General features: G+C 64.9%; 1 pseudogene. It reads right to left on the bottom strand.

Annotation, left to right across the window (positions count from 1 at the left end):
- A pseudogene (locus tag A6M56_RS09975) lies at window positions 1-416 on the bottom strand (multicopper oxidase domain-containing protein); the annotation flags it as partial.

The raw sequence follows: 416 nt of genomic DNA, 5'->3' as shown, positions 1-416 counted from the left end.
AGGCGTTGGCGAAATGGTGGTCGACCATCACATAGCTGCCGGCCTCCGGCACGACGAATTCCGTGATGGCGCTGTTGGAGGAGCCGAGCAGCACGGTCTGCATGCCGCGGAACTGGTTGTCCGGATTGCCTTCGATCCAGACGCGGTCGAAGATGGTGCCCACCACGTGGAAGCTGGAGGTGTTGGACGGCCCGACGTTGAGCACGAACAGGCGCACCCGCTCGCCCGGCTTGGCCGGCAGCGGATTGTCGACGAAGCCGTTGTAGCGGCCGTTGAACACGGTGTAGGTGGGGGCCTTGGCGCGCACCCGGTCGCCGTCGAGCACGTACAGCGGCACGCCGTCGACCTGGCGTTTTTCCGGATCGGGCTTGGTGTAGAACTCGCTCTGGATGATCGCGTATTCGCGGTCGGCCTTG

It is taken from the genome of Ralstonia sp. RL (assembly GCF_001683835.1).
Lineage (GTDB): Bacteria > Pseudomonadota > Gammaproteobacteria > Burkholderiales > Burkholderiaceae > Ralstonia > Ralstonia mannitolilytica.
The sequence above is the reverse complement of the archived record's forward strand: the minus strand, read 5'-3'. Positions and strand labels throughout refer to the sequence as shown.